Origin of the sequence: Desulfosporosinus acidiphilus SJ4 (assembly GCF_000255115.2) — a bacterium.
GTDB classification, from domain to species: domain Bacteria; phylum Bacillota; class Desulfitobacteriia; order Desulfitobacteriales; family Desulfitobacteriaceae; genus Desulfosporosinus; species Desulfosporosinus acidiphilus.
Genome location: NC_018068.1, coordinates 4,442,276 through 4,462,282, shown reverse-complemented (window position 1 = coordinate 4,462,282; position 20,007 = coordinate 4,442,276). Strand labels below are relative to the sequence as shown.

The following is a 20,007-nucleotide window of genomic DNA, read 5'->3' as shown; positions in this document are numbered from 1 at the left end:
AGAATTTCAGAAAAGTTGTATAATGTATACAATATACATACTTAACTATAGTTTGTATACTTGCTTAAAGATTGGAGGAGATGTGGCATGCGTCAGGAGAAAGATTTAATAGGGGTTCATGATGTTCCCGATGATGTCTATTATGGAATTCAAACACTGAGGGCGACCGAAAATTTTCCGATTACAGGGTATCATCCTCACCGAGAATTAATCCGGGCTCTGGGCATGGTTAAAGGGGCTGCTGCTGAAGCTAATATGTTTATTGGTTCTCTCAGTCCCGCTATCGGCAAGGCTATCGTTGAAGCTTCTAAGGAACTTATTGATGGGAAGTTTCATGACCAGTTTGTAGTTGATGTAATTCAAGGCGGGGCTGGAACCTCAATTAATATGAATGCCAATGAGGTCATTGCTAATCGGGCTATCGAGATTCTTGGGGGTAAAAAAGGCGAGTACTTTAAAGCTCACCCTAATGTTCATGTGAATATGGCTCAAAGCACTAACGATGTCTTTCCTACGGCAATTCGAATTGCCTGTTTAAATGTTGCCATGGATTTAATGAAGGCTTTAGATGAATTGCGTCAATCTTTGGAGGAAAAAGCGCAGGAATTTGACGGTATTATTAAAATGGGGAGGACCCATTTGCAAGATGCGGTGCCTATTCGCCTTGGTCAGGAATTCTCGGCTTATGCTCATATGATGGGACGTGACCTTAAGCGCTTGAAACAGGCTATGCAGGCCCTTGAGGTAATGAATATGGGCGCGACCGCGGTAGGAACGGGCTTGAATGCTGATCCGAAGTATATTGAAAAGGTATCTGAACGTTTAGTTGAATGGACAGGCCTGCCAATGAGGATGGCCGAAGATTTGGTCGATGCAACACAGAATACGGATGCCTTCATGGAGGTTTCGGGAGTCTTAAAAACCTTAGCCGTTAATCTTTCCAAAGTGGCAAATGATTTGCGCCTTATGGCTTCAGGGCCGCGAACCGGCTTGAATGAAATTAATCTGCCTCCAATGCAGCCGGGATCTTCGATTATGCCGGGCAAAGTAAACCCAGTGATGGCTGAAGTGGTTAATCAAGTATCTTTTCAGGTGCAGGGAAATGATTTTACAATTGCCTTAGCTTGTGGTGCTGGGCAGCTTGAGCTTAATGTTATGGAGCCAGTAATCGTGTTTAATTTGCTTCAATCCCTGGATATTTTGCGCAACGTTATTCGCGTTTTTCGAGAACGCTGTGTGGCAGGGATCACAGCAAATGTGGAACGATGCCGGAATATGGTGGAAAACAGCGTTGGAATTGTCACTGCCATCAATCCGCATGTAGGATATGAAGTGGCCTCCGGAGTGGCCAAGGAAGCGATTATGAGCGGCCGGCCCGTTCGTGATATTGTACTGGAAAAGGGAGTCTTAACTTCGGAGGAACTGGATTTGATTTTACATCCTTATGAAATGACCAAACCAGGTATTGCCGGTGCGGAACTGTTAAAGAGAAAATAACCGAAAGGCCAATAGATGTTATCAAGTGACGTCATTGATGATCGCGTTTGCAACGTTGATTGTCTTAATATGACGTGACGTGAAAAGCAAAAGCAGCCCATCCATGGAGAGCATAATGTGTTAGAGGCACATTATGCTCTTTCTAGTTTTTATTAAAGACTTACTACTATAGGCATGCGGGAAAATTGAATGGACAGGAATCCATTATTTTACTTACTTAGAAGGAATATTCATGAGCCTGTAGAAAATATAAAGATTATACCTGCTGCTTTTTCCCTGCGTTATATCAAATTTTATCGTGGAAAGCAAAATTAGTTACAATAGGAAAATTGCCGACTATTGACTTTAGCATCGGTCCGTTTGAGTGAGTTAATATAATAGGACTAGTGAGGATATCAACGGCGTAGAAATATAGAAGTACAAAAAGAAATATAAAATAAAATCGGAGAATCATACCAAAATGCTTCTGCTTTGTGAATTAGGAGGGGCGGATAATAAATAGTATTGGATTTAATCACTGGGCATGGGTTATGACGTATCGATAGTTACATGAAAGCGAAGGTTATCCATTTGGGGAATTTCGTATTTAGTAATCTTGCTCCATGAACAAATAAGTATAATTAACCAGAAAGAGGTGTTTGCTAATATGTTTAAAACTATCCGAAACTCCTTGGTAGTTGTCTTAATATTCTTACTTATTTCCTCCACCAACGTTTTTGCTTTGCCCCTATCCCATGGCTGGCCAGACCCACTATCTACTCAAATTGTTGGAGATCGATTAGTTATGTCCAGCCCAACCACAGGAACTTTCCACTACAAATTATTTGGTGTACATGGCATAGACATAACTTCTGAGGTCCCTGCTTCCGATCTAACGGTAGACGCGAGAATTTCCACAGATGGTTGGGAAAATGGCGGAGGAAGAGCCGCTGCCAGCTTAGATCCCCTAACTGGGACCTGTACCCTGACCTATAATTTTTCTGAAGCCGACAAATACATTAAAATTTTCTTAACGCCCAGATATTGCAGCGGAGACTCGAAAACTTTAATCATAGGCAATTCTGATGCAGATAGCCTTAAAAGGGTCGATGGAATTCATTTTCTTTCCGATTCTTTAACTAAGACCGGACCCAACACTGCCACCTTCAAATATCAAATAATCAATTTCATAAATGATATTACTCAAGAAATTCCCGCTTCCGAGATCGAAGCGTTTTCATCAATTGATTCAAGTGTTGATTTAGATCCCTCCACAGGAACAGGTATCATAACCTTTAATACCTCCGAGACGAATCAGCTTATCAGAACCACGCTTAGAGATAAACGGACAGGAATAACTGCTGTCTTAAATACATTAGGGTTAGACCCAGTTCCGGATCCAGTTCAAACTACAACTTCTTCGGCAATATCAGCAGAATCAACGACTGAATCAACGACTGATTCAGCAATATCCGTAAATTCGGCGGATGAGTCAACCACCGGCTCAGCAATAACTGCAGATTCTACAACTGAATCAACCACTGACTCGGCAATATCCGTGAATTCAACTCCGGACCCAGTTCAATCAACGACTGCTTCGGCAATTTACAGAATTAGTTTTGTTTCAGGTGATTTAACAAAGACCGGAACGGATACAGCAACCTTCCAATACAAAATATTAGACCATAATTATATGGATATCACCAAGGCGGTTCCGGCAACAGATCTCAATGTTACTGCCTTAACCAGCACCACCAAAGCTGCCGTAAGTTTAGATCCATCAACAGGGATAGGAACGATAACGTATGATTTTTCGAAGAGTGACCCACAAATCCTGGTTAGTTTAAGGCACGAAAAAGGTATCGGTGTTTCAGCGTTACTAAACCTGGCAAGTTCGGAATCAGATAATACGATAGGTAGCAATACCGATGATCTGAAAATAGCTCAAATCTCTTTCATCCCTACGGATATGATTACGTTTAAATCCTACGCTCAGTTGCAATATCAAATACTTAACAAAGAAGGAACAGATATTACATCAAAAGTTTCTGCATCTCAACTTGTTTTGAGTTCCTCAGTCAATTCAATGATATCTTTACAGCCAAAAGATAGAACTTGTACAATAACCTATAATTTAAATGACTCAGATAAAACAATTATAGTTTCCATAACAGATAAAGAAACCGGAGTCAAAACTGCGCTGAATATTGGAAATATGCCCGCTGATTTAAAATAGATGCAGGTATAGATCTAAACAGTGGGACTCAAGAAAGGAAAAAATTTAAAGTAAAAAGATAAAGTGATAAAAAGGTAAAGAGATAAAAGGGGTAACGAGATAAATAGATAAATAGATAAATAGATAAAGAGATAAAGAGATAAGGGGTAAAGAGGTATCCTCAAGAAGGGGATAGCTCTTTACCTATGCCTATTACAGATTCGCAAATATTCGGTCCTATTCATAGCTAATCAGGTCCATCATAGAAAATTATTGCACTGACATATTGTTCCTGGTTCAGTATTCGGAAATTGCAGACAATAATATAATCGAACATGACGGCACTGGAACTATATTGGAAGAAAAGACGCGTAATATTTTTGTACTTAGTACTTAACTGAAAAAGGAGCCGGCAACATGACAACTTATATCGCGCTATTGCGCGGCATAAATGTAGGCGGAAAGAATGTTATAAAGATGGTGGATCTAAAAAAGGTATTTGAAGCAATGGGTCTTTCCGATGTGCAAACGTATATACAAAGCGGTAATGTCTTGTTTAAATCAAATGAACAAGAGGAATCTCTTCGGAACAGACTGGAACATCAAATCGAGGCGACTTTTGGGTTTTCAGTGACGGTGGTTTTGAGGACATCAGCAGAGCTGCAGCAACTGATTTCGGATTACCCATTCTCTGAGGAAGAAACCGCTGCAGCGGCAGAGGGGTCGGATTTTGAGAGCCAATATGTGGCATTGTTGACTCATGAACCTTTAAAGGAAAAGATCGTGTCTTTGGATACCTACGCAAACACGAATAATCAATTTCAAATTATTGGTCGGGATGTATTTCTTTTGCTTCACCAGAGTATTCGAAACTCACAACTTGCCAATAATCTCTATAAGCTTGGAGTTCCGGCAACCATGCGAAACTGGAAAACAATCAGTAAGATTGCGGCCTTAGCCAAGACCAAGGAGACTTAAGGTCAAAATAGGATGCCGCGCCCTTGTGGAGGAATTTGCCATAAACATCCGGTACCATCGTCCTATCCTAAAAATGACGAGAGAGATGTGTCGAAGATTTGACAAAGGATAGGCTATTTGGACTATTTACACGTTCTTAACTATATTTTACAGTAAGAGTAAAAATTAGACATAGGGGGACGCTTGGTTTGTCGGATCGACGATTACCGTGGCATAAAATGAACGCTGGAAAGCAGAACAAAATTATTATTGGGGTATGTATCGTGATCGCCTTAGTCGTTATAATTGTTGCCGGCATTCTGCCGCGTTAGAATGGAACCAGGAGCGGTTCTTTATTGTATGAACTCTGTTTCGTGCAGTAAAGAACCGTTCCTCACTTTGCAGCTTTAATAAAAGTATGTCTTTTTTTAGGCTTCCGGCAGGGGGTACGAACTTGCTTAGTCAAGGGTAAGATGCTACACTAAATGAGAAGTCATAGTTTGGGGATTTCTAGATAAAAGACTGAATTTCTGACGATGGAAGGGGAAAAAACTATGGCGGTTGGGCGAAATTCTTCAGGGACAGGGAGAATGATATTGCTCATTTTAATAGGAGCTGCCCTTGGGACTCTAGTCGGGTTTGGCTTGGATAAATATGGCATATTTGCACCATTTTTAAAGCCGGCTGTCATTGATTTTCCGTCACATACTTATCTCGATTTCTTTTTTCTCTCGCTTTCCTTTGGCTTTCGTCTAAGCATTACCAGTGCCACACTTTTAGGTGCGCTGGGTGGATATATGTTATCAAGGAAGTGGTAAGATGCTTGTTCTTGCATCCACATCTCCCAGGAGAGCAATGCTGCTTCAAGAGGCCGGCTTTTTATTTCAAACGGTTAGATCGACTGTCTCTGAGACGCTGCCGGTTGGAATGCTACCGAAGCCTGGAGTTAGAGAATTGGCAGAACGCAAAGCGAGAGCAGGTCTTCAGCAGTGGCTTAAACTCGGAGGAGACTCTTTGGATGTTGTGCTGGGAGCTGACACCATGGTTGTGTTGGATACCCGAATCTTAGGTAAACCGTCAAATCCGCAGGAAGCAGAGGAAATGCTGCAAGAGTTAAGTGGACGAACTCATGTTGTTCTGACCGGTGTGGCCTTGTTGAATGGGTTTGGAAAACTGAAGACTGAGGTAATTGAAACTTTTGTGGTTTTCCGTCAAATGTCCCCTCAGGAAATTAAAGACTATGTCAAAAGCGGAGAACCGATGGATAAAGCGGGTGCCTATGGAATTCAGGGAGAAGCCAGAAAGTTTGTCACTTCTGTTGAGGGATCACTGACAAATGTTATTGGGCTTCCGATGGAATACTTAACAGATGAACTTAAGGCGTGGGGGATTATGCAGGCAAATATCGCTTCACGCGAGGTGAATCATGGAGTATCGGCGTCTGAAAGATCTACCTGAGGAACTGCTGCCGCGGGAAAGACTTTGTTTATTAGGACCGGAGGTGCTGTCTAACAGCGAAATCCTGGCAATCCTCCTGCGTACAGGCCTTAAAGGGGAAAACGTTTTAACACTGGCAGAACGTATTCTGGCAGGGGTAGGCGGCCTTTCGGGGTTAGGAAAGCTTACGGTTCATGAATTAGCTCAGATTCACGGTTTAGGAAAGGCGAAGTCCGCCGAGTTAAAGGCTGCTCTAGAATTGGGTCGCCGATCAGTTTCAGTGGACCCCATGTCTAGGCCGACCGTTAATTCGCCGCAAGATGTGGCGCATATTGTTATGGAAGAAATGCGCTATTTGGACAGGGAGCATTTTCGGGTGGTTTCCCTCTCGACAAAAAATCATGTCTTGGGGATCAGCCCCATCTCGATTGGTTCACTCAATTCATCGCTGGTTCATCCCAGAGAATGTTTTAAAGAAGCCATTCGGAGAAATTCGAATGCTATTATTTTATTACATAATCATCCCAGCGGTGACCCGACTCCCAGTAAGGAAGACATAGAAGTTACCCGCCGCCTGGCAGACGGGGGAAAGATTCTCGGTATTGAGGTTCTTGATCACGTTATCATTGGGGATAACCGTTATGTCAGCTTGAAGGAACGGGGAGTCATATAGCGAGGTTCGGGGTTCGAATAAATCTAAAGATCTAAAGATCTGAAATCAGATCTAAAATCTGAAGATCAGGAAATTAGAACTATGGTATAATATTTGGCGTTTGGTAATTTTAGGTTTGAACGGGTATACTGTTCGTATAGAGAGTGTGACTGGAAGGAGTTTTTACAAACCATGTTTAGTTTTTTCAGCCGGGATTTAGGGATTGACCTTGGGACAGCGAACTCATTAGTTCATTTAAAGGGAAAAGGTATTGTTGTACGTGAACCCTCCGTTGTTGCGATGGATATTATGACGAAGACCCCAATGGCAGTCGGAGACAAAGCTAAGGAAATGATTGGCCGTACTCCCAGCAATATTGTGGCTATTCGCCCTCTTAAAGACGGGGTTATTTCGGATTTTAATATTACTCAGAAAATGTTGAAATACTTTATCAGCCGTGCTCTCGGAACGGATCATCCTTTTATTCGCCCCAGGGTGGTCATTTGTGTGCCTTCCGGTGTTACACCCGTTGAAGAACGCGCAGTTAAAGAAGCTGCCATGGCCGCCGGTGCCAAGGATCCCATGATTCTGGAAGAACCGATGGCAGCAGCCATCGGCGCAGGACTTCCGGTCAGTGAACCGACAGGCAATATGATTGTAGACATTGGCGGCGGCACCACAGAAGTTGCAGTCATATCTCTGGGAGGAATCGTAACCAGCCGTTCAATCCGAGTGGCAGGAGACGAGATGGACGATGCCATTGTAGCTCATATTAAGAGACGATATAATTTAATGGTGGGTTACCGCACCGCTGAGTCCCTGAAATTTGAAATCGGTTATGCTTATATGGCTGAACCGGGCAATTACACGGTGCGCGGGCGAGATTTATTAACAGGACTTCCAAAAACCATTGATGTCTCTGCAGAGGAAATCCAAGAAGCCTTGCAGGAACCGGTGATGGCCATTGTTGATGCGGTTAAATCGTGCCTGGAGAAGACTCCGCCGGAATTATCTTCCGACATTATGGACCGAGGAATTATGATGGCGGGCGGAGGCTCATTGCTTCGCAATCTTGATCGGCTGATATCCGATGAAACAGGCATTGCGGTGCACTTGGCGGAGGACCCTCTGTCTTGTGTTGTTCACGGGACAGGACATGTCCTGGAACACGCTGATGTCCTTCGTAAAATAGCTGCCTCGCAAAAAAGCTAGGAATAGCGGGGAGGAATCTTGGTGGGGAAGAGAGTTAATGTAACGGGAATTGCGGTTCTCGTTTTCTTTCTGTTGCTGGGCGTATTAATAAGTATTCGCTTGACGGGTCTTGGCAGCCGGTTCCCCAATCCCGTAGGGGGAGCTATGCAAAGAGTGTTGAGTGTCGTAGAGAAGCCTATTCTTCAGTTGGGAAACGGAATTCGAGATAATACCAAAGTTCTGTGGAATTTCAGAAATGTTGAGCAGGAAAATCAAGAATTACACAAAAAAGTAGATCAGCTTACCGGTGATAACCTAAAACTTAAAGAACAAGTGCTGGCCGGCTTGCGATACTCAGAACTTGACCAAGGAGTATTTCGCAGCCCGACCCTTGATAAGTATACCAAAGTAGGGGCAACGATCATCAATCGCAACCCGACATCCTGGTACAGCACATTGACTGTAAATCGAGGAAGCAATGATGGGGTTCAGATTAATGATCCTGTGATCGGAGACTTAGGTTTGGTGGGTAAGGTTGTTAGTGTTTCACCGACAACGTCTGAAGTTCTGATGATTCTCGATGGTGAAGGACAAGTAAGTGCTGTCGTGCGCGATAGTGCAGGCAATGGTACCTTCGGAATTGTACAGGGTACTTATAAACGGGGTTCTCGTCTGACCCCTGAGGGGAATTTGGAAATGCTCTTTCGCCGGGCGGATAATGTCAATGTTGGAAATCTGGTCCTGACTTCCGGTCAGGGCGGAGTTTACCCTCAAGATGTCCCCATCGGGAAAGTTAAAGAAATCGAGCTTGACCCTTCCGGTCTGCTCAAGACGGCATACATCGAACCCTTGGTTGACTTTGATTCTCTTGAAGAAGTCTATATTGTGAAAATGGTGGGGGCAAAATAATGCGCTACATCCTGATTACAGTCATGTTTCTTCTAAGCTTGATCTTGCCGGGGACGCTTTTCCACTTTTGGGCCTGGTCAGGCATTAAACCGGATCTTCTCATGCTCTTGACCATCTATATGGCCGCGCACCACCGGCGGCTTTCCAGTTTGCTTTGGGGTTTAGGTGCGGGGCTGTTGGAAGACTTTTATTTAGGCCGGTATATAGGAATGTATACTCTTACTCTCTTAGTAGTGGCCTTCTTAAGCAACTGGCTGACGGAACGCTGGTATCGGGAAAATTTCTTGCTGACAACGTTCATGGTCTTCATAGTTACGGCGGTTGGGCAAATTTGTGTAGCTTTTTTGGCCTTGGGAGCAGGACTGCAATGGTCGATGGCTGACATAGCCCAATTAGTGTTTGGAGTCGCATTATACAATGCTGTTCTCGTTCCAATCACCTATCCTTTGATTCACAGGTCTTTCCAGTACGGCTGGCTGCGGTACAGACCAAGATATGAACGATAATCTATTACCGAATACTAAAACTCATGAATTAGCACTTAAGTCCATAAAATAATGATGGTTTTAACTCTAAATAATACAACTGATTCCGTTCTTCGATTCAATAAATCGAATCCGTTTCGAACCAGGGAAATCGAACCAGGAATATCGAGCCAGGAACATCGAATTGGAGGAGTTTTTGAAATGGATGACAAAGAACGAAAACCATATGTCCATCGTTTTTGGGGTCTCTCGGCGGTCGTGGTTATTGTTTTTTTGATTTTGGGTTTAAACCTTTGGCATTTGCAAATTGCTGAGGGATCTTACTATTCGGAAATGGCTAAAGGCAACGTTATGCAGCTTGTGAAGATTCCAACCACTCGCGGCGATATTGTTGACAAAAACAATAAGCTTTTGGCCACCAGCGTGCCGGAGTTTGTCCTAACCTTAGACTGGCTTGATCTTCAGCAGTCTAAAACGACCAACTGGAAAGACGTAGTTATGCGTTTAGCGGGCTTTATAAAGCCCTATTGGCCTAATGCCAACGAAACTGTTGATGCTATCGATGTCGATATTTTAGTCAATATCCAAAACCACCAGTGGGAACGTTACCGCCCGGTTACAATCTTGGAGAATGTTCCTCAACAGCTTCAAGCCGTTATTGCCGAGCATCAAGATGAACTTCCCGGGGTCAGCGTGGATGCAACGCCAATCCGCTCTTACCCTCAGCATACCTTAGCAGGACAGATTCTTGGCTATGTGCGGGAGATCGGTCCCAATGAAATTGATCAGTTTAATAAAAACCCCGATGCTCAAAAAGCCGGATTTACCTATTCTCAGGGGGACCTGGTGGGTAAGGACGGTGTGGAAAAGACTTATGATTTTTGGCTGCGCGGTAAAGAAGGGGTGCAACAAGTTGAAGTCGACAATAATGCCCGCCCTTTGACCAAAAAGATAGTTCAGACACCGGAACCCGGAAAGACAATTCAGCTGACTATCGACGCCGACTTGCAAAAAACGGTGGAAGACAGCTTGGATCAGGTTATAGCCAATGTTCAAAGAGACACGAATCCCAACGCCAAATCGGGTGCAGCTGTGGTCATTGATGTCAATACAGGCAAGATATTGGCTATGGCCTCCCGGCCGAGTATGGACCCCAATGATTTGATCGGAAATATTTCTCAACAAGTTTCGGATAAATACTTTACCAATAAAGATGCACCGGCGGCTTCCCTGAACCGCGCCTTAGCAGGGCTTTACCCGCCTGGTTCTACCTTTAAAATGATTACGGCAATGGCTGCTTTGCAATTGAAATTAACGACGCCGGATGAAAAAATTAATGACGTACTCTCCTCGCTGGGAAATATCGTAGCTCAAAAACAAGGGTTTGTAGAATGGGGCGGAAATAATTTTGGCCTTGTGAATATTTATCGGGCTCTGGCCTTATCCTCGGATATCTATTTTGAAGTTGTGGGCCGGCGGGTTTTTGACGCCAATCCGGAATTTATTGGCCAGATTGCCCATGAATTTGGTTTGGGGACTTACACCGGTGTCGATTTACCCGGTGAAGCAAAGGGACTTGTACCTTCAGAACAATGGAAAAAGGCCAATATTGAACCCCAATATGCCAAACAGCGGGATCAGAAACTCGCTGCTATCAACAGTAAATATGCACCAAAATTAGCTCAGGCTAAGGATACTCAGACGAAACAGAAACTGCAGTCTGCTGAAGATCAGGAGAAAAAGCAAGTTCAGGTTTGGTATCAGCAAATGGTCGATCAGTACGTGGCTTGGAAAGCTTATGACAGTTATAACAATGCTATCGGGCAAGGGTACAATGATTATACGCCTCTCCAATTGGCGAATTACGTGGCAACCATCGTCAATGGCGGCAAACACTATCGTCCCTACATTGTGAATAAAATAAGCGATCCTTTGACGGGAAAAGTAGTCATGCAAAATCAGCCTAAAGTCGAAAATACGGTCTCGATCTCGCCGGACGTTTTGGCTACAGTCAAGCAGGGGATGCAGGCCGCGACAACAGGCGAAGGAACAGCAGCTTTTCTGTTTTCCGATATTCCCGACTTTTCAGGCGGTGCTAAGACAGGTACCGCTCAAACCGGATCAGTAAATACTAGTAATGCAGATGTCTATAACGGGATGTTTGTGGCCTTTGCTCCCTATGATCATCCTCAGATAGCCTTTGCCGGAGTCGTTGAATATGGAAGTCACGGCGGGGATACGGCAGGATACGTCGCTAGGGCGGCATTTATGAAGTATTTTGGATGGAAATCCACGAATGGGGGCTAAAAAACGAGGAAATTTCTCCTCGTTTTTTTTTAAGAAGAAAAGGGAATTGGGACAGGCTTGTAGAATTTATAGTAGGCATTTATTATGAAAAGCAATGGAGGATTGTGCAGGTTGACACGGACAGAACATGTTGCCCTAAAGGGCACCCGCGAAGGACTGGTGCTGTACTTTGATCCGGCTGCGGAGTTTGGATTGTTGATGACGGAACTCGATAAGTTGCTGAAGGATTCAGTTCAATTCCTAAAGGGTGCGACAGTTCGGTGTTTTGCAGGAAGCAAAGAATACTCAGAGGGTGAGCATGATCAGTTAACAAACCTCTTAAGTGAGCACCAGTTGGAACTTGGGGGATGGTTAACGACGGAGGAAGTGTACGTGCCGGGAAAAATTCAATCCCACGCGGAAGAGAAAGAAACGCGGGCTGTCGATGAAGGGATGGTCTCGGGACAATGCCTCTTTGTGGAACGCACGATGCGTTCCGGGAAGAGTGTGCAATTTGAAGGGCATGTTGTAGTGCTGGGTGATGTTAATCCCGGTGCAGAGATTATTGCTACCGGAAATATTGTTGTTTTGGGGTCTTTGCGCGGCGTAGCTCATGCAGGGGCCACCGGAGAACGGACAGCCTCAGTAAGTGCCTATCATCTGGCACCGACACAGCTGAGAATTGCAGATTTAGTAACAAGAGCACCTGATGAGGAATCAGAGGAACGAGGACCGGAAATTGCCAGAATTAAAGATGACCGTTTGATTGTCGAAGCAGCTGGTTTGACAGGTTATCGTGGCAAAGGTCGTTAAGAAGAATAAGTACTAAGCGGAAAGGTAGGTCAGAATATGGGAGAGGTAATCGTCGTAACTTCCGGCAAAGGAGGCGTAGGCAAGACAACAACATCAGCGAACATTGGGACAGGACTGGCTTCTGCAGGGCATAAAGTAGTCTTAGTCGATACAGATATCGGATTGCGTAATCTTGATGTTGTGATGGGACTGGAGAATCGAATTGTCTATGATCTTGTGGATGTAACGAGTGAAAATTGCCGTTTAAAGCAAGCGCTCATTAAAGATAAACGTTTTCAAAATCTCCATCTGCTCCCCGCGGCTCAAACGAAGGACAAAACAGCCGTCAGCCCGGAGCAGATGAAGGTTTTGTCTGAGGAGTTAAAACAAGAATTTGATTATGCCATTATTGATTGCCCCGCCGGAATTGAGCAAGGCTTTCGCAATGCTATTGCCGGAGCGGATCGGGCGATTGTTGTCTGCACCCCGGAAGTAAGCTCGGTGAGGGATGCTGACAGGATTATCGGTCTTTTAGAGGCAGCAGATCTTAGAAATCCGAAATTGATTATCAATCGTATTCGTCCTCAGATGGTAAAACGGGGAGATATGATGGACATCAATGATATTCTGGATATCTTGGCCATAGATCTGATCGGGGTTGTTCCGGAAGACGAGAGCATTGTCATTTCGACGAACCGTGGAGAACCTTGTGTTATGGATAAGAATTCTAAAGCCGGAGAGGCTTATCGAAGGATTACGAAGCGGATACAGGGAGAAGATGTTCCCTTAATGAACCTGGACGTGCCTGAAGGATTTATGGATAAACTCAAAAGACTCGTCGGCAAACGTTAATTGTTCGATAGTGAGAGGAGGAATCGTCCTTGTTAGAATTTATCAGCCGCATACTTGGCAAGGAAACTGCCTCGAGCAAGTCGTTGGCCAAAGAACGTCTGCGACTCGTTTTGGTTCACGACCGCGCCAGTATTTCACCCGCAATGCTAAACAAGTTGAGGGAAGATTTGGTTAAGGTAATCACGAACTATATGGAGATTGACGAAAATGCCTTGGAATTTAATCTTTGTCAAGATGAACGTGATGTAGCCTTGGTTGCCAATATTCCGGTTATCAAAATGAAACGTGATTATGCGGCAAAAGGTTAAACCATCAATGGCTTAGACAAGTATGCTCTTGAACTCAAAGCTGCAGCGACCTGTAAAGTTGCTGCAGTTTTTTTTCCTTCTCCATATGTTGGGGAGAAAAGTCGAGTTGTGTTATAATGTTTGAAGTGCATACTTATAATAATTCTGCTGCGACATTTAATGAAGGGGACAGCTTGTGTGGATAAACGCGTATATCGAAACATAGACCTTTTATTTGTTGTCTTTACGGCTCTGTTACTGGCCGCGAGCTTATTTATTCTCAGTACGGCTTCGATCAATGTTGATAAGGCAGACCCTATGCATTATGTGAAAGCTCAGGCGATTTGGATCGCCAGCGGGATTATCATAGCCGTTGTCATAGCTGCCTTAGATTATCAGAAATGGCGGCATTTTCGCTGGTGGATTTACGGTTTGAATCTGGCTCTGCTCCTGGCGGTTATTCTTTTCGGATCCAGCGCCAAGGGAGCAACACGCTGGATTCCCATCACCTCAAGTTTTAGCATCCAGCCTTCGGAGTTCGCTAAAATTTTCATTATTTTAACCCTGGCGGATTTTTTGGCGAATCGTAAAGGAAAGCTGAATAATTTCAAAGACTTTATTCTGCCTTTCCTTTTTGTTTTGATACCGATGCTGCTGATTTTTAAACAGCCTGACTTAGGGACGACCTTAGTTTTTGCGGCAATTTTCATTGGTATGATGTTTGTGGCCGGCGCAAATCCTTACAAATTCGGAGGCTTGCTGCTGGGAGGGGCCTGTATCGTGGCGGTTGCCCTCTGGCTTCATTTTGCCACAGACCTGCCGTGGTGGCTGCATTGGGCTCAAGGCCTTCCTTTGCCCATGCAGGATTATCAGTTGAAGCGGCTGACAATCTTCGTTAATCCGGCAGCCGATACCTCCGGGGACGGCTACCATATCATTCAGTCTATCTGGGCCATTGGCTCAGGAGGTTTCTGGGGTAAAGGGTATCGAATGGGTACCCAGGGGCAGCTGAATTTTCTTCCCGAACATCACACTGATTTTATTTTTTCGGTGGTTGGTGAAGAATTTGGTTTTATCGGAACAGTGACCTTGCTCTTTATTTTCCTGATATTTATTCTCCGCAGTGTCAGTATCGCCATGAAAGCTCGGGACCCCTATGGGATGCTGATAGGGACTGGTATCATATCCATGTTTACCTTTCATATCTTAGTTAATGTAGGAATGACCTCAGGGATTATGCCCGTAACCGGAATTCCCTTACCCTTGATCAGTTTCGGAGGAAGCGCCATGTGGTCAAATATGGCGGCGGTGGGACTGCTCTTGAGCATCAATCTAAGGAGTCAGCACCTAATGTTTTGAACACCTAATGTTTCGAAATAGAACTCTCACGAGTTCTATTTTTTTTGCCCTCTCATAAACTAGTAAAGAAATAGTACGAGCTTGGTCATAGAAATCAACGGTAAAAGTGAGGCCTTGAACTATGAATCCATTTGAACGCTGGGATGATTGGGAATGGGAACGGGCTATTCAAGAAGTAGGGAAAGACAAGGGGCGTGGAAAATCAAGAAATACTCAGTATAATCCCGGAGGATATCGACACTCGCCGAAAGAGAGCTGGGGGAATTTTTTTAAGAACTGGAATGGGATTCAAAGGCAGACTCTTTTGGCTGCCATGTTATTTCTCTTGGTATTTTTCAGTGCCAATGGCTCGGACGGCCTTTCACAAGCAGTTCATGGTATTTACCGCAGCGCTATGGACTCGGGAAATTATTATACTACCATGAACGGCATGGCCAAGGACGCCCTGTCTCTGGGTGGTGTCAGCAATAGCAGTGTTCCTGTCGATGCTAAGATGCTGGGACAGTTTCTGCCTCCTATCTCCGGTCAGGTGATGGCTAAATTCGGGATCGTCGGTGAAGGGGGCAGCAATGCTGCCGGAACCGTACACCAGGGAATTGATGTTGAGAGTGCCTTGGGAACTAAAGTGGAATCGCCGGCCGACGGAGTGGTCACTTTCGTCGGAAGCGATCCTCAATTGGGGAACATCGTCAAAGCAGATTTGGGTGACGGGTGGACGACTGTTCTCGGCAATCTAGGATCAATCTATGTGCAGAAGGGCCAGCGAATCAGCAGGGGAAGCGTTATTGGCACGGTTGGGCTGTCGGCTCCTCTGAAAAAGCCCTGGCTGCACTTTGAACTGCGCAAAAACAACAAGCCTCTTGATCCAATCCCTTATTTGGTCCCGCCCCAATCTAAAAATTAAACGAGATCAACCTGACAAGCCATTGAATAAGGAAAGAGGTGAAGTCCCTGGTTTTGAACCGGGATAACGATGGAGCTTTTGAAGGTTTTCGGGATAAGTGTGCGCATTCATCCAACATTTTTTCTCGTTCTGGCAATTTACGGGGTCCTGGGTCTTGTAACCCAGGCTCTTCTCATCTTCGCATTAGTATTAGGCCATGAGCTGGCTCATCTCTTAACAGCCCGGGCTTATGGCTTTAAAGTCGTCGGTTTAGAGCTTTTCCCCTTCGGAGGAGCGGCCTATTGCGATGATCTCTTCGAGGGGCGAAAGCTGGAGGAGAGTGTGATGGCTTTAGCCGGCCCGGCTTTTAACCTTGTTCTCCTCTTCACTGCTCAGGGTTTAAGGTGGCAAGGAATCTGGGCAAGCGATCTGGCGAATGATTTTGTACGCTATAATCTCTGGCTGGCAGTGTTTAACTTGCTGCCGGTGCTGCCCTTGGACGGAGGGCGGGTCATGCGGGCTCTCTGGGCAGACGCTTGCGGCTTTGTGCGAACCACGAAATTTCTGGCCTGGGCGGGCAAAGGCCTGGGCGTCCTCTTGACGCTTTATGGGATTCTTCTTTGGAGCAAGGGGCAGTTTTCTGAGGGTCCCCTGACCTTTATCGTTCTGGGAGGATTCTTTTGGCTGGCCGGAAGCAAGGAAATATCGGCAGCTCATATTACCTTTCTCCGCCAGCTGACTCATAAAAAGGAGGAACTTCTCAAGAAAGGCCTCATGCGCAGCAAGTGGCTTACGGTGCAGCCCGATACGCCCCTGGTCCGCATTGTTGAGAAATTCACCCCTGATCGTTATACTCTGATCAGTTTAACCAAAGAAGAAATGGGTCTGGAGAAAATCCTGACGGAAACGGATGTTTTAGAGGGAATGCTCAACGAAGGAATTCGCTTTCCGGTGGGGAAACTGGGGAAAAGAATCAGTTAAACGGCCTTTTGGAAATTTAAGGGGGCTTGCGTAAAATATTGGGTATTTCCTGCAATCTGTGTTATAATGTAAGTTCACAAAGGAGTACAAGGAGGCCTTGCGGAAATCATGAGTGAACTTACTGCTGCGGAATTGCGCCGGCAGGTGGAAATGTTTTTGCCTAAAGTTTTGAAGCCGAGCCGTTACCTGGGGTCGGAGTGGAACGCTATAAAAAAGGACTGGGATCAAACCGAAGTGCACATGGCCTTTGCTTTTCCCGATGTCTATGAAGTAGGAATGTCTCATCTAGGAACCAAGATTCTTTACCATTTAGTAAACTCCATTCCGGAGTTCCTCTGCGAAAGGGTTTTTGCTCCCTGGGTGGATATGGAGGAAATGCTGCGGCAAAGAAATCTTCCCTTATATACCCTTGAATCTTTTCAGCCGCTGAAGACCTTTGATGTGGTTGGCTTTACACTGCAATACGAAATGAGTTTCACCAATATTCTTAATATGCTCGATTTAGCGGGGATTCCGCTCCGCTGTGAGGAACGGGGAGAGAACGATCCGTGGATTATTGCCGGAGGTCCCTGTGCCTTCAATCCTGAACCCCTGGTCGGGTTTATTGATTTCTTCTTGCTGGGGGAAAGTGAAGAACAGCTGCCGGAAGTCCTGCGCTTGATGAATGAACAGAAGAAGCACCCCTTGCCTCGCCGGGAGTTTCTGCTGCGAGTGGCCCAAGTTCAAGGAGTGTACGTTCCGGATTTCTACCATGTATCTTACAAGCAGGACGGTCGGATTGACGAGATCAAGGCGGAGCCCGGTGTCCCGGCTGTGGTGGAGAAAGCGATTGTGGTTGATTTCGATCAGGCCTTTTTCCCGACGAAGCCCATTGTCCCGTATATGGAAATCGTTCATGACCGGATGATGTTGGAAGTGATGCGCGGTTGTTCCCGGGGCTGCCGTTTTTGTCAAGCGGGCATGATTTACCGCCCGGTGCGGGAGAGATCAACAGATACCCTGCTTAAACAAACGGAAGAATTGGTTCGTTCCACAGGCTATGATGAAATTGCCCTGACTTCTCTTTCCAGCGGCGATTATTCCTGTATCCAACCGACGATTCAGGCGATTATGGAAAAGCATAGTCCCGAAGGAGTGGGGGTTTCCCTGCCCTCCCTGCGTGTGGACTCTTTTGATGTCGATCTCGCTGAGTCGATTCAGAAAGCCCGCAAATCCGGGTTGACTTTCGCCCCGGAAGCCGGGTCTCAGCGCTTGAGAAATGTCATTAACAAAGGAGTTACGGAGGAAAACCTTTTGGCCGCTGTAGGAGCTGCCTTTCAAAAGGGTTGGTCCAATATTAAGCTGTATTTCATGATGGGACTGCCTACGGAAACTCAGGAAGATATTGACGGGATTGCGGATTTGGCGAAAAAGGTCGCCAATTTGGGAACCCAGTTGGGCCGCCGCAATGTTAACGTGACGGTTTCTACAAGTATTTTTGTTCCCAAGGCCCACACTCCGTTTCAGTGGGAACCTCAGGAAGCACATCTTTCCGTCGAGCTGAAGCAGAAGTATCTTAAAGATAAACTTAAGGATCGGCGGATAAAATATAATTATCACGACATGCAGACCAGCTATATGGAGGCGGTATTTGCCAAGGGAGACCGGCGCTTGGCTCCTCTATTGGAATGGGCCTTTAAACATGGTTGTCGTTTTGACGGTTGGTCTGAACATTTTGATCAGGAAACTTGGATGCAAGGCTTTAAAGAATTAGACATCGATCCTCATTTTTATGCCAACAGGGTTATGGATTACGATGATATCCTGCCTTGGGAGCATTTAGAAAGCGGAGTGACGAAACAATTCTTGGTAGAAGAACATCACCGGGCCTTAGATGAAGCCAGGACCATTGATTGTCGGTATGATGTCTGTACCGGGTGCGGGATTTGCCCGGGCAGAGGGGTTCAGATTGATTTGAAAGGGTGAGTGCCATGCGGCTGAGAATCGCCTATACCAAAAAGGAAGATGCTAAGTTTATTGCCCATCTGGATTTGACTCGGGTGTTTGAACGCGCTATTCGGCGGGCAGGGATTAAAATGTCCTATACGGAAGGATTTAACCCCCGGCCGAAAATCTCTTTTGGTTTTGCTCTGGCAGTGGGAACCGAAGGGGAACGAGAATATGTGGATATTGAGTTGGACCGGGATCTTGAATTGACCGAGGTCTTAGGTCGAATTCAGGAACAATTGCCTCCCGGAATCCGTTTATTGCAGGGCCAGTTTCTAACCATAGGAGCTAAACCGTTAATGGCCGTTCTGAATGCTGCGAGCTATAAGATGCGGGTTCCTATGGCTCTGCCGGTTCAGGAGGAGCGTTTGCAGGAAGCGATTAAGGCTTGGTTAGCACGGGGACATGTGACCTTTTCCCGCTATTCGAAGAAAGGACCGACAGATAAGGACATTCGTCCCTGGGTTAAGAGTCTTAAAGGGGAAGTTCATGGGGATGAGCTTGTCTTCGAGTTGGAGGTTGAGATCGGGAATGCAGGGAGCGTCCGGCCGGAGGAGGTTCTCGGCAGTTTGAGGGAGTTGGAGAACTTGCCGTTGGATTTGGATGGGTTAAGGGTTAAGCGGACGGGTGTGCATATTTCTTATAAGGGGACGAAGAGTTCGCCGTTCGAGCTGCTTGCGGAGTAGGGGCGAGCTAGTATTGGGTCCTGCTCGGGAGCGAGGGGCGCGTCACCTTGTTCAACCGTGCAGTAGCCGGGCCAAACTAGGGCTTTAACCCCTTTACGGAAGAGGGCAGGGTTCCCGGCCTATGCGACATCCCTGTCGCAAGGCCGGCGGGAAACGTCCAGTTTCCCGCCCTGCTGGATGCAAGAGGGGTTAAAGCCGAGTTTGGCAGCGGCTCCCGCAAAGGTTTCACGCCGGTGATCGCGCCCCTCGCTCTGAAGCTCGGGTGGCGCTCGGGTATTCTTGCTTGGATTCCAGTTGGGAATGTTCGGGAGCGGAGTGGCACGTCACCTTGTTCAACCGTGCGCTCGCCCCGCCAAACTAGGGCTTTAAATTCTTAATGGAAGAGGGCAGGGTTCCCGGCCAAAGCGTCATCCTTGACGCTTGGCCGGCGGGAAACGTCCAGTTTCCCGCCCTGCTGGATGAATGAGAATTTAAAGCCGAGTTTGGCAGCGGCTCCCGCAAAGGTTTCACGCCGGTGATCGCGCCCCTCGCTCTGAAGCTCGGGTGGTGCTCGGGTATTCTTGCAAGTATTTC

At 45.9% G+C, this 20,007-nt stretch carries 19 protein-coding genes; all 19 read left to right on the top strand.

Annotation, left to right across the window (positions count from 1 at the left end):
* Positions 1 to 87 precede the first annotated feature (87 nt).
* The 19 genes from aspA to DESACI_RS20460 all read left to right on the top strand — a co-directional run bounded on the left by aspA (position 88) and on the right by DESACI_RS20460 (position 19,434).
* Positions 88 to 1,497, top strand: coding sequence for an aspartate ammonia-lyase (gene aspA / locus DESACI_RS20545; RefSeq protein WP_014829150.1), 1,410 nt, complete (start codon positions 88 to 90; stop codon positions 1,495 to 1,497).
* A gap of 646 nt (positions 1,498 to 2,143) precedes the next feature.
* Entirely contained in the window at positions 2,144 to 3,712 is a 1,569-nt protein-coding gene (locus DESACI_RS23265) for a hypothetical protein (RefSeq protein ID WP_014829149.1), read from the top strand.
* A 396-nt stretch (positions 3,713 to 4,108) separates the two neighbouring features.
* The gene (locus DESACI_RS20535) at positions 4,109 to 4,669 is read left to right on the top strand and encodes a DUF1697 domain-containing protein (protein ID WP_014829148.1); all 561 of its coding nucleotides are present in this window, start codon (positions 4,109 to 4,111) and stop codon (positions 4,667 to 4,669) included.
* Positions 4,670 to 4,857: 188 nt separating this feature from the next.
* On the top strand, positions 4,858 to 4,980 hold the full coding sequence (locus DESACI_RS25600; RefSeq protein WP_282434144.1) for a hypothetical protein: 123 nt from the start codon (positions 4,858 to 4,860) through the stop codon (positions 4,978 to 4,980).
* Positions 4,981 to 5,202: 222 nt separating this feature from the next.
* On the top strand, positions 5,203 to 5,466 hold the full coding sequence (locus tag DESACI_RS20530; protein WP_014829147.1) for a DUF4321 domain-containing protein: 264 nt from the start codon (positions 5,203 to 5,205) through the stop codon (positions 5,464 to 5,466).
* A 1-nt stretch (position 5,467) separates the two neighbouring features.
* A complete protein-coding gene (locus tag DESACI_RS20525; protein ID WP_014829146.1) occupies positions 5,468 to 6,106 on the top strand; it encodes a Maf family protein in 639 nt (212 codons plus the stop codon).
* The gene (gene radC / locus DESACI_RS20520; RefSeq protein ID WP_014829145.1) at positions 6,075 to 6,758 is read left to right on the top strand and encodes a RadC family protein; all 684 of its coding nucleotides are present in this window, start codon (positions 6,075 to 6,077) and stop codon (positions 6,756 to 6,758) included. The genes DESACI_RS20525 and radC overlap by 32 nt, the downstream gene beginning before the upstream one ends.
* 171 nt (positions 6,759 to 6,929) lie before the next feature.
* Positions 6,930 to 7,949, top strand: a complete 1,020-nt coding sequence (locus DESACI_RS20515) for a rod shape-determining protein (RefSeq protein ID WP_014829144.1) — start codon at positions 6,930 to 6,932, stop codon at positions 7,947 to 7,949.
* 21 nt (positions 7,950 to 7,970) lie between these two features.
* Positions 7,971 to 8,837: a rod shape-determining protein MreC gene (gene mreC, locus DESACI_RS20510; RefSeq protein ID WP_014829143.1), complete on the top strand. Its 867-nt coding sequence runs from the start codon at positions 7,971 to 7,973 to the stop codon at positions 8,835 to 8,837.
* Complete coding sequence (gene mreD / locus DESACI_RS20505; RefSeq protein ID WP_014829142.1) at positions 8,837 to 9,343, top strand: rod shape-determining protein MreD; 507 nt, start codon at positions 8,837 to 8,839, stop codon at positions 9,341 to 9,343. The genes mreC and mreD overlap by 1 nt, the downstream gene beginning before the upstream one ends.
* 180 nt (positions 9,344 to 9,523) lie before the next feature.
* Positions 9,524 to 11,629, top strand: a complete 2,106-nt coding sequence (mrdA, locus tag DESACI_RS20500; protein WP_014829141.1) for a penicillin-binding protein 2 — start codon at positions 9,524 to 9,526, stop codon at positions 11,627 to 11,629.
* A 111-nt stretch (positions 11,630 to 11,740) separates the two neighbouring features.
* Positions 11,741 to 12,421: a septum site-determining protein MinC gene (gene minC, locus DESACI_RS20495; RefSeq protein WP_014829140.1), complete on the top strand. Its 681-nt coding sequence runs from the start codon at positions 11,741 to 11,743 to the stop codon at positions 12,419 to 12,421.
* Between the two features lie 36 nt (positions 12,422 to 12,457).
* Positions 12,458 to 13,252, top strand: a complete 795-nt coding sequence (minD, locus tag DESACI_RS20490; RefSeq protein ID WP_014829139.1) for a septum site-determining protein MinD — start codon at positions 12,458 to 12,460, stop codon at positions 13,250 to 13,252.
* 29 nt (positions 13,253 to 13,281) lie between these two features.
* The gene (gene minE / locus DESACI_RS20485; protein WP_014829138.1) at positions 13,282 to 13,560 is read left to right on the top strand and encodes a cell division topological specificity factor MinE; all 279 of its coding nucleotides are present in this window, start codon (positions 13,282 to 13,284) and stop codon (positions 13,558 to 13,560) included.
* 177 nt (positions 13,561 to 13,737) lie between these two features.
* Positions 13,738 to 14,898, top strand: coding sequence for a rod shape-determining protein RodA (gene rodA / locus DESACI_RS20480; protein ID WP_014829137.1), 1,161 nt, complete (start codon positions 13,738 to 13,740; stop codon positions 14,896 to 14,898).
* Between the two features lie 121 nt (positions 14,899 to 15,019).
* Entirely contained in the window at positions 15,020 to 15,802 is a 783-nt protein-coding gene (locus tag DESACI_RS20475) for a murein hydrolase activator EnvC family protein (protein WP_014829136.1), read from the top strand.
* A gap of 69 nt (positions 15,803 to 15,871) precedes the next feature.
* Positions 15,872 to 16,762 (top strand): site-2 protease family protein, encoded by an 891-nt coding sequence (locus DESACI_RS20470; RefSeq protein WP_014829135.1) that lies wholly within the window; start codon positions 15,872 to 15,874, stop codon positions 16,760 to 16,762.
* A 108-nt stretch (positions 16,763 to 16,870) separates the two neighbouring features.
* Positions 16,871 to 18,727, top strand: a complete 1,857-nt coding sequence (locus DESACI_RS20465) for a TIGR03960 family B12-binding radical SAM protein (RefSeq protein ID WP_014829134.1) — start codon at positions 16,871 to 16,873, stop codon at positions 18,725 to 18,727.
* On the top strand, positions 18,724 to 19,434 hold the full coding sequence (locus DESACI_RS20460; RefSeq protein WP_014829133.1) for a TIGR03936 family radical SAM-associated protein: 711 nt from the start codon (positions 18,724 to 18,726) through the stop codon (positions 19,432 to 19,434). The genes DESACI_RS20465 and DESACI_RS20460 overlap by 4 nt, the downstream gene beginning before the upstream one ends.
* Positions 19,435 to 20,007: the final 573 nt, after the last annotated feature.

What these genes read in the sequence shown, in the direction of transcription:
- aspA (WP_014829150.1), top strand. Translation starts at nt 88, where the DNA reads ATGCGTCAGGAGAAAGATTTAATAGGGGTTCATGATGTTCCCGATGAT.
- DESACI_RS23265 (WP_014829149.1), top strand. Translation starts at nt 2,144, where the DNA reads ATGTTTAAAACTATCCGAAACTCCTTGGTAGTTGTCTTAATATTCTTA.
- DESACI_RS20535 (WP_014829148.1), top strand. Translation starts at nt 4,109, where the DNA reads ATGACAACTTATATCGCGCTATTGCGCGGCATAAATGTAGGCGGAAAG.
- DESACI_RS20530 (WP_014829147.1), top strand. Translation starts at nt 5,203, where the DNA reads ATGGCGGTTGGGCGAAATTCTTCAGGGACAGGGAGAATGATATTGCTC.
- DESACI_RS20525 (WP_014829146.1), top strand. Translation starts at nt 5,468, where the DNA reads ATGCTTGTTCTTGCATCCACATCTCCCAGGAGAGCAATGCTGCTTCAA.
- radC (WP_014829145.1), top strand. Translation starts at nt 6,075, where the DNA reads ATGGAGTATCGGCGTCTGAAAGATCTACCTGAGGAACTGCTGCCGCGG.
- DESACI_RS20515 (WP_014829144.1), top strand. Translation starts at nt 6,930, where the DNA reads ATGTTTAGTTTTTTCAGCCGGGATTTAGGGATTGACCTTGGGACAGCG.
- mreD (WP_014829142.1), top strand. Translation starts at nt 8,837, where the DNA reads ATGCGCTACATCCTGATTACAGTCATGTTTCTTCTAAGCTTGATCTTG.
- mrdA (WP_014829141.1), top strand. Translation starts at nt 9,524, where the DNA reads ATGGATGACAAAGAACGAAAACCATATGTCCATCGTTTTTGGGGTCTC.
- minD (WP_014829139.1), top strand. Translation starts at nt 12,458, where the DNA reads ATGGGAGAGGTAATCGTCGTAACTTCCGGCAAAGGAGGCGTAGGCAAG.
- DESACI_RS20475 (WP_014829136.1), top strand. Translation starts at nt 15,020, where the DNA reads ATGAATCCATTTGAACGCTGGGATGATTGGGAATGGGAACGGGCTATT.
- DESACI_RS20470 (WP_014829135.1), top strand. Translation starts at nt 15,872, where the DNA reads ATGGAGCTTTTGAAGGTTTTCGGGATAAGTGTGCGCATTCATCCAACA.
- DESACI_RS20465 (WP_014829134.1), top strand. Translation starts at nt 16,871, where the DNA reads ATGAGTGAACTTACTGCTGCGGAATTGCGCCGGCAGGTGGAAATGTTT.